Here is a 7,210-nt window from a genome sequence, read left to right as displayed (position 1 = left end):
TTAAGGCAAGAATTAGCTAAATTTGATGATGGGATTAGAAATCAAGTCAATAAAATCACAAATAAACCGACAATGAGGTGGGTATTTCAGATGTTTCAGGCTGTACATTTGGTAATCATAAATGGACAAAAACAAATGAGCAATTAAACGGAGGAACGTGAAAAGATTGTCAGGTATTTAGGAAGGAGTTGTAGTAAATATTATCTAATTATTTGATGAGAGTTTATTAGACCAAAAAAGATGTAGATAGTGATCGATAAAATTAGTAAATAGAAATTTTTAGCAAAGAGTGAAAATATTTTTTGCTGTAATTGTCATGTTTATTTAAGCCGAAATGACTATTTTAATTGAGAGAGAGAATCTATTTTAAAACCTAGCGAAATTAATTTCGGTAATATTCTCTATTTTTTGGTAGATAAAGTTAAACTCAACCAGAAAAATTAGGTAAATAAAATTTTCCTGGCTGGGATTTTTCAAAAATATCAATAATCTGAGTTACATCTGCGGAATGTGGGTTCTATGGTGGCGTTGAGTAGGTCGAAAGGCGCGAGTAGGTTAATTCTGAACTGTGGCTTATGCCGTGCCTTTAATGCCCTGACCTCGCGCTCTAATTGCTCTATCTGCTGGTATGTAGTCGCTTTCCCAACTCATTGGCTAAAGATGCAATCTCTTCTGATAGAGAAGCTGGGAGTTCTGGGAGTTCGGGCGCTATGGGTTGACGGGCGTTAAGGTCACGTAGTTTGTCAAAGGTTTGGTTTCTGGTTTCGATCCGTCTTTCTCTCAACTGAATAACTAACTCACTATCCCTAGTTTGGGCATTTTGAATAATTTGCTGGTTTCTGTAGGAGTGAACCAAGTCGGCCAACTCAATGACCTCTTCTGATTCTTGGATCAACTCTTGCAAAGCACTGGGAATATTTCCCCCGGTGGCAGGACTAGAAATAGCTTTTGGAGTAGATGTGGCTATAGAAGAATTTTGTGGTTTTTGTGGCTGTTCTGTGGCTAATGGTGGGGCTGGCTGTAACTCTTGTGGGGTAAGGTTTTCAGGTGTTTCTATGTTTTGGGGTAATGCCTTAGATGTGGCTGTGATTGTGCTGGCCACAGTTTGAGCAACATCAAATTTCACAGTTTTGGTGCTGTCTGCGTCGTCACAGTGCTGCATTAACTCAAGTCTGAATATTTGCTCATTTATACCTTGAGACTGGCAAAAATCGGTAATTGCTACGGAATTGGGGTCAATTGTTGCTGTTTTCTTAGATGTTCTAGCTGCCATTAAGTTATGCTCCTAACTTCTGTGTAACTTGGTTTTGGGCTTTATTGAATTGATAACGGGTGAAATCTTGAGGATTTTTGAGGATATAGCCTTTTACTCTTTCAGAACGGCGTAATTGAGACATTAAACGCCCAATACGTCCTAAAATCCAACACTGAAAGGGTGAAAGGGGACTTTCTCTGTCATAACTACCGTCATGAGTTTTTGGGTAGGCATTGCGAAAATTGTCTATTCTCCAAAAAGCTATGTTTTCCCAGATAACCAAAGTAGAACGGGCAACTCCTAGCAACTCTGCAAGGTGGGATTTTGTGCAAGGAAAATCAAGAAATATATCGTAGTCGGTGGAACTCTTACAGCGTCTTGGTTTCATCTTTCATACAGTAATCAATTTGAATAGGTTAGTTATCGCGCTTAATCATCTAGTAATCGGTAGGGGTATCAGTTGCCTTGTAGTATCTAATCTCTCAAGCCCTTGCTATACAAGACTTATAGGGTAATTTTTGAATGAATCAGATAGTGATAAGTGAGTGATACTTGACCGATTAAAGTTCGTGATGTTATTGTAGACTCTTGACGCTAATCGTGTCAAGAGTCATCATACTAATTTATTATCAACAGGAGTCTATAATAGTGTCAGAGTTAAGCATTAAAGATATGGCTATAAGACCACGAATAACGATTACTTTGGATGAGGAAATTTACCAAGAATTGACAAAACAAGCGGGTGAGCAGGAAAGAACACCTGCTAACTTGGCCGCATATATAATTGCGAAAACTATTAAGGAAGACAAACAAAAAGCCAGTTAAGACACACCACAGAACCATGACAACCGAACCATCCCGACTAGACCGAATAGAAGCGATTTTAGAACGGGTAGCAGTACAACAAGAGACTACTGCTACTAGATTAGATAACTTAACAGGCAAAGTTGATGAGATTGTCTATAAAGTTGACGACTTCATTAGTACAGCTACTACTGTTCTAGGACGTAGCACTATGCTGGATGAAATAATACTGAGTAACAATACTAGAACGTCAATACTGGAAAATATTGTTGTGAGACTTGACCGTAATCAGGAAGAGAGTAACCGCAACTTTGAGCTACATCAGCAACGATTTGAGGAAAACCAACGCTCAACTAACGCTGCTTTAGAACGACTAGAGGCAATTTTGATACAACTGATGGATAAGTAGTCACCGCCTCCAAAACTTGACGACGGTATATAAAAAAAGCCGTCGTCAAGTTTTGCTACCAAATCCAAAATAAATATGTTATTGTGAAGTCACAGAATAAGTAGCATTTTATACCCCGACTAGAAACATGAAAGACGTAAGATTAAATATCCGCTTAACCCAAAACGAACGCAAGCAAGTCAAAGAACAGGCAGCAGCTAAAGGGTTAAGCGTCTCTGACGCAGTACGCAAAAGCTTTAATCTATTGCCACCTGCTTAAACAGGATAGGCAAAAAAATCGCTGCTCTTATCTCCCCTGACATTAGCGAACATTGTCGAGATGTTCGTCAAAGAAAACAAAACCAGCTGATGAAAAATTTTCAATAGCTTTTATTTTAGCAAATTTTGTTTACCGTCGTCAAGTGGGAGAACTTAAAAACTTATCTTTTTTAATTCCCCAAAATGACTTATCCTAACGGCAATTTTACCAATTTTAAGGCACAAAATCAATCCCCAGTAAGCAATAACTACCCCGACAATGGCTTATGGGGCATAATTTACGGACATTGTGGCACAGGCACAGACAACTTAGATGATGCCATAAGAGAAATTTCCTCCGGTACACCAGACTCTCACCAAAAAATTAAGGAGAAATGTTTAAGAGACGGACAATATAGCTATGGTCATGACTCTGCATATTGCTGCATTCATTTTGAAGGGCTTTTAGAGGAAGAAGAAGAAGAATATATAGAAGAGGAAGATTTATCAAGCTTCTATGCAGAGCAAATTGCAGCATACGAAGCGCAAGCGGGGGATTTTGATAATGACTAACCCCAAAATCCCAGACTGGAAAAGATATAACCGCATTAGCAATGCCCAAGAAATTGTTAATGAATTAAAAATAATCCCCCTGCAATGGTCGTTAACACCATTAGAAGATAAAACGCCTAAGCGTAAGGGCTGGCAAGAGGAAGAAAAATTAAGTCATGGTGAAATCTCAGACTTTATCCTATTTGGCGATAGAAAAATAAGCAAAAGAACAGGCAATGAATATATTAGCTTTTGCAGTGGTTTTGGACTAAGGACGGGGGATTATTCAGATGGATTAATTGCCATTGACGTTGACGGTATATCAGCACAACCACTACTTGATTTAATTAGTGGTGGCGATGTTCCCAACACTGTTAAATGGACATCTGGGAAAACAGGACGATATCAAATACTGTTTCAAATTCCCCCAGAATTTAGGGAGAATTTAGCAGGTTTTAGCAGGAAAGCTATTAATGAGTGGGGAGACTTAAAAGCTGACAGTGGAGAACAGTTAGAATTTCGCTATAACCGAGTGCAATCAGCTTTACCCCCAAGCCGACACCCTACAACTGGGAGTTATAAATGGCTAAATTCTCCACAAGATGTAGAGGTTGCAATAGCTCCTGATTGGTTAATTAATTTAGTAATTAGCTTTAAGGATAATGTTAAGGGTAAGGAAAGGAAGGTAAGGAAGGAACGAACTAATACTTTTAATAGAGAGGCTAAAGGTTTTGGCAGTGGCATTGTTACAGACTTAGTTTCATTTTTAAATTATGAAGTCTTACCAAAATTATCAGTAGAACAAATCTATAACTGGACAGGGCATAATTTCCAAGATTTTGGGCAAACATTAAAAGGTAATCCCAGATGGAGAGAATCAGAAAGCAAGATATCTTTTCATGTTTGGTGGGACGGGGAACAATGGGCATGGCAAGATAAATCAACAGGTGATGGAGGCGGGGCAGTTCAATATCGTTGGATGTTAAAAGGGTTTGTTGGCACTCCTAAAGGTAAAGACTATGTTTCTATTGTTGAGGAATTAGCTAATGATGCTGGTTTAACTTTACCTACTTTTAAAGGTAAGGCTAAGAATAGGGTTAAGGCTAAGAGTGAGGGTGAAGATACACAGGATAATTTTAAAAAATTAGACTGGAAAGAAGAATTTGAAATTAGACGCAGTAAAATAGCACAATTTGAATTTACTCGCAATCCAGATATTAAGGTTGAGAAAAGATATTTACCCACAATACCTTTAGAGAATATTCCTAAAGGAATTATAGGAATTAAAGGCGATTGGGGAATTGGAAAGTCTCATTTAATTAGCAGTTGGTGTGCGACTTGGCTAGGGAAAATTATTCAAGTTGCTCACCTTAATGGCTTGTTAGAAAATACAGCACCTAAATTTGGATGCCGTCACCATCGGGACTTAAAAGAGTTACGTGAATTTGGTGGTTTACATGGAATTTTAGGCGATAGATTAGCGATTACTGATATTAGTCTAGGCATTTTCTTGCAGTTGGATAGATGGTCTGGAGGTCAAGAATTTATTTTAATTCTTGATGAGATTGAGCAAGTCTTAAACTCGATTCAAACTAACACAAACTTAAAGGGTCAAGTAAGACTAACGGTTAAGACTAAGCTTGAATGGCTTATCAGAAATGCAACTTATGTTATTTGTTCTGATAAGGATTTATCAGACATAACACTAAACTATGTTGAGCAAATAAGAGGGGACGGTAAAAAAACCTTTATTATCCAAAGCACAGAGTTAAAAGGCGTTAATCTAAAACCAATCACGATTGACTTTAGCAAGCGTAAAGATAATGTTCTAACTAGGTTAATAGAAGATGCAAAAGCTGGGAAGAAATTAATTGTTCCTTGCGAAAACAAATCTGATTTGCTGGCTATAGAACAGATGTTAATTAAAGCCGGAGTTACTAACATATTTTCAGCACATGGAAATAATAGTAACGAAACAGATATAAAGCTAATAATTGAAAGCATTGACAAATACTATACAGACTATCAAATTTTCCTCTACACGATGACCTTGGGGACTGCTGTTAGCTTAGATAAACACCACTTTGATAAACTTTATGCTTTTCTCAGTGGGGATGTTCTAAGCGCGGCGGAACAGTCTCAAATGTTGTTTAGATATAGACCTGACATAGTTAAGGAAGTTTGGGTAAGTCCCAAAAAACGGACTACAGAAATTGTTGTAGAAAATCTAATGCTAAATTTAGTTTCTAAAAGAGTAGAAACTGATAATATCATTTGTTCCATTGACGATATTAACAAGCTTTATGACCTGGGGATTGTTCCTAACGCAAGATTAGAAATTAGTGAAGATGATATTCCCTGGATAAAGCATAAATTAGCGATTATCGCTAGAAAGAACGCAAGCCTAGCTAATCCCTCACGTACCTTAATTACTGTTTTAGAGGAAAGCGGCTTTAATCTGGAGTTTCGTAACGATGAGGAGAACGAAAAAACCATAGAAGGTGAGGAGCATAAGGAACAGAAGAAAGAAATTAAGGATAAGAATGATGAGGCGATCGCTAATGCCAAAATCCTAAGCGATGAAGAATTTGAAGTGGCTCAGAAAAATGCAGGAAGTTTAAGCAAAAAGCAGCGTGATAACTACACTAAAACTATCTTTCATAAAACATTAGGGGTAGATATTACTAAGGGGATTGTTAAGCTTGAACGCACTAAAAAGCTAATGAGTGGCGCAAAAATGCTTAGAATCTTGCTTGGTGATGAAGCAACAGCTATTGCTCACGACTTAAAGGATAGAAGGTCAAACCCAGACATTAACGACCAGTTTCACTACAGCCAAAAACGGAATTTATTAATGTCACTAGGCGTACTGGAACTGATAGAAAAATTACAGGAAGGATGGACATATAACAACGACTCACCGGCAATTATAGAAATTGCGGATAAGGCCAGAAGCGACCGCAGTAAAATTAAAAAGGTTTTAGGCTTCTCAATCTCTCTTGAGATGGTTAAGGGTAAGAATGGCGAAAACTTAGGCTATAAGGATAATAATTCTAAGGTTGTAGGCTTAATTCTTTCTTATCTTTGCATCGAGCGCAAGCGCAATCAAAAGGGGGGATTAAGTTCCTACGAGCTTGACCTTGAACACTGGGCATTGCTTGAAAAAATAATTTCACATCAAAACAGCCAGACATACACCCCGACTTTAGCCAAAGTAATTGAGGATGAAAAAAATATTTTTTCGGCGGCTGAAAACCTTATCCCACAAGGGCTAGACCCCGACACACACCCTCCCGATTATTCTTATATAAACAAAAAACCAGGGTGTGTGTCACTATCAAAAATCAGGCGACGGCGCAACAGCTTAATGTTCCCGTAGCAAGCCCACCCAATCCTAGACCTACAAGATGCTTATCAATTAAAGGAAGACTGCATATCAGAAGTAAATAGTGCCGATGAGCTTAGGGACTGGATTAAACGTCATAACCTAACGCTCACACTATTTGAAGAAAATATCTTGTCTAAAATTAAGAGTCAAGATTTAATCAACGAATTTCAAGACTGGGTAAAGGTTCTAGCGATTTAGTAATCATTATCCTAAGAACTAAATGATTAGTTTGTTAGGAGAATGATTAGTTTTTTAATCATACGGATTAATTTTTTTGTTAGAATTAAACTATACATTAAAATAATCCGTATGCCTAAACAATATAAAGAAATTCACTTAAAAGCAATTAAGCTTTTAAAAGCAGGAATGACAGAGTTAAAAGTTGCCGAAACTTTAGGCAAAAGCCGGGGCTGGGTTCAGTCCATAAAACGTGACCCTGGCTATCAAGAGGCTTATGATAATATAGAAGCCGAATTACAGGAATTGTTGAATGATATCGCCAGAGAAGTCAGAGAGCCTTCTGAGGTAATTCTGGCTATATCTAATAAGTCCGAACCCGAACCCG

General features: G+C 37.8%; 8 protein-coding genes. 6 read left to right on the top strand and 2 right to left on the bottom strand.

Going from position 1 to position 7,210, the window contains the following annotated elements; translation table 11 throughout:
• Positions 1 to 616 precede the first annotated feature (616 nt).
• Both FJR38_RS27245 and FJR38_RS27240 read right to left on the bottom strand, forming a co-directional pair.
• Positions 617 to 1,273, bottom strand: a complete 657-nt coding sequence (locus FJR38_RS27245) for a hypothetical protein (RefSeq protein ID WP_168540716.1) — start codon at positions 1,271 to 1,273, stop codon at positions 617 to 619.
• 4 nt (positions 1,274 to 1,277) lie between these two features.
• Positions 1,278 to 1,643, bottom strand: a complete 366-nt coding sequence (locus FJR38_RS27240; RefSeq protein ID WP_168540714.1) for a hypothetical protein — start codon at positions 1,641 to 1,643, stop codon at positions 1,278 to 1,280.
• 284 nt (positions 1,644 to 1,927) lie between these two features.
• Here FJR38_RS27240 and FJR38_RS27235 point away from each other — a divergent pair, with 284 nt between their 5' ends.
• From FJR38_RS27235 to FJR38_RS27215, 6 genes are all read left to right on the top strand, one after another.
• Positions 1,928 to 2,080 (top strand): hypothetical protein, encoded by a 153-nt coding sequence (locus FJR38_RS27235; protein WP_168540712.1) that lies wholly within the window; start codon positions 1,928 to 1,930, stop codon positions 2,078 to 2,080.
• Between the two features lie 16 nt (positions 2,081 to 2,096).
• Positions 2,097 to 2,468 carry a hypothetical protein gene (locus tag FJR38_RS27230; RefSeq protein ID WP_168499604.1) on the top strand — a complete coding sequence of 124 codons (372 nt, stop codon included), beginning with the start codon at positions 2,097 to 2,099 and terminating at the stop codon, positions 2,466 to 2,468.
• 127 nt (positions 2,469 to 2,595) lie between these two features.
• Complete coding sequence (locus tag FJR38_RS29150) at positions 2,596 to 2,727, top strand: hypothetical protein (RefSeq protein ID WP_256366943.1); 132 nt, start codon at positions 2,596 to 2,598, stop codon at positions 2,725 to 2,727.
• Positions 2,728 to 2,909: 182 nt separating this feature from the next.
• On the top strand, positions 2,910 to 3,278 hold the full coding sequence (locus FJR38_RS27225; RefSeq protein ID WP_168540701.1) for a hypothetical protein: 369 nt from the start codon (positions 2,910 to 2,912) through the stop codon (positions 3,276 to 3,278).
• Positions 3,271 to 6,636, top strand: a complete 3,366-nt coding sequence (locus FJR38_RS27220) for a plasmid replication protein, CyRepA1 family (RefSeq protein WP_168540699.1) — start codon at positions 3,271 to 3,273, stop codon at positions 6,634 to 6,636. The genes FJR38_RS27225 and FJR38_RS27220 overlap by 8 nt, the downstream gene beginning before the upstream one ends.
• A 318-nt stretch (positions 6,637 to 6,954) precedes the next feature.
• Positions 6,955 to 7,210, top strand: a 256-nt coding sequence (locus FJR38_RS27215) for a helix-turn-helix domain-containing protein (RefSeq protein ID WP_168540697.1), incomplete at its 3' end; no start/stop codon positions are given.

The sequence above is a fragment of the Anabaena sp. UHCC 0253 genome, from assembly GCF_009712085.1.
Classification (GTDB): Bacteria; Cyanobacteriota; Cyanobacteriia; order Cyanobacteriales; family Nostocaceae; genus Dolichospermum.
Note: the sequence above shows the minus strand (reverse complement) of the source record. Positions and strands in the feature narration are given on the sequence as shown.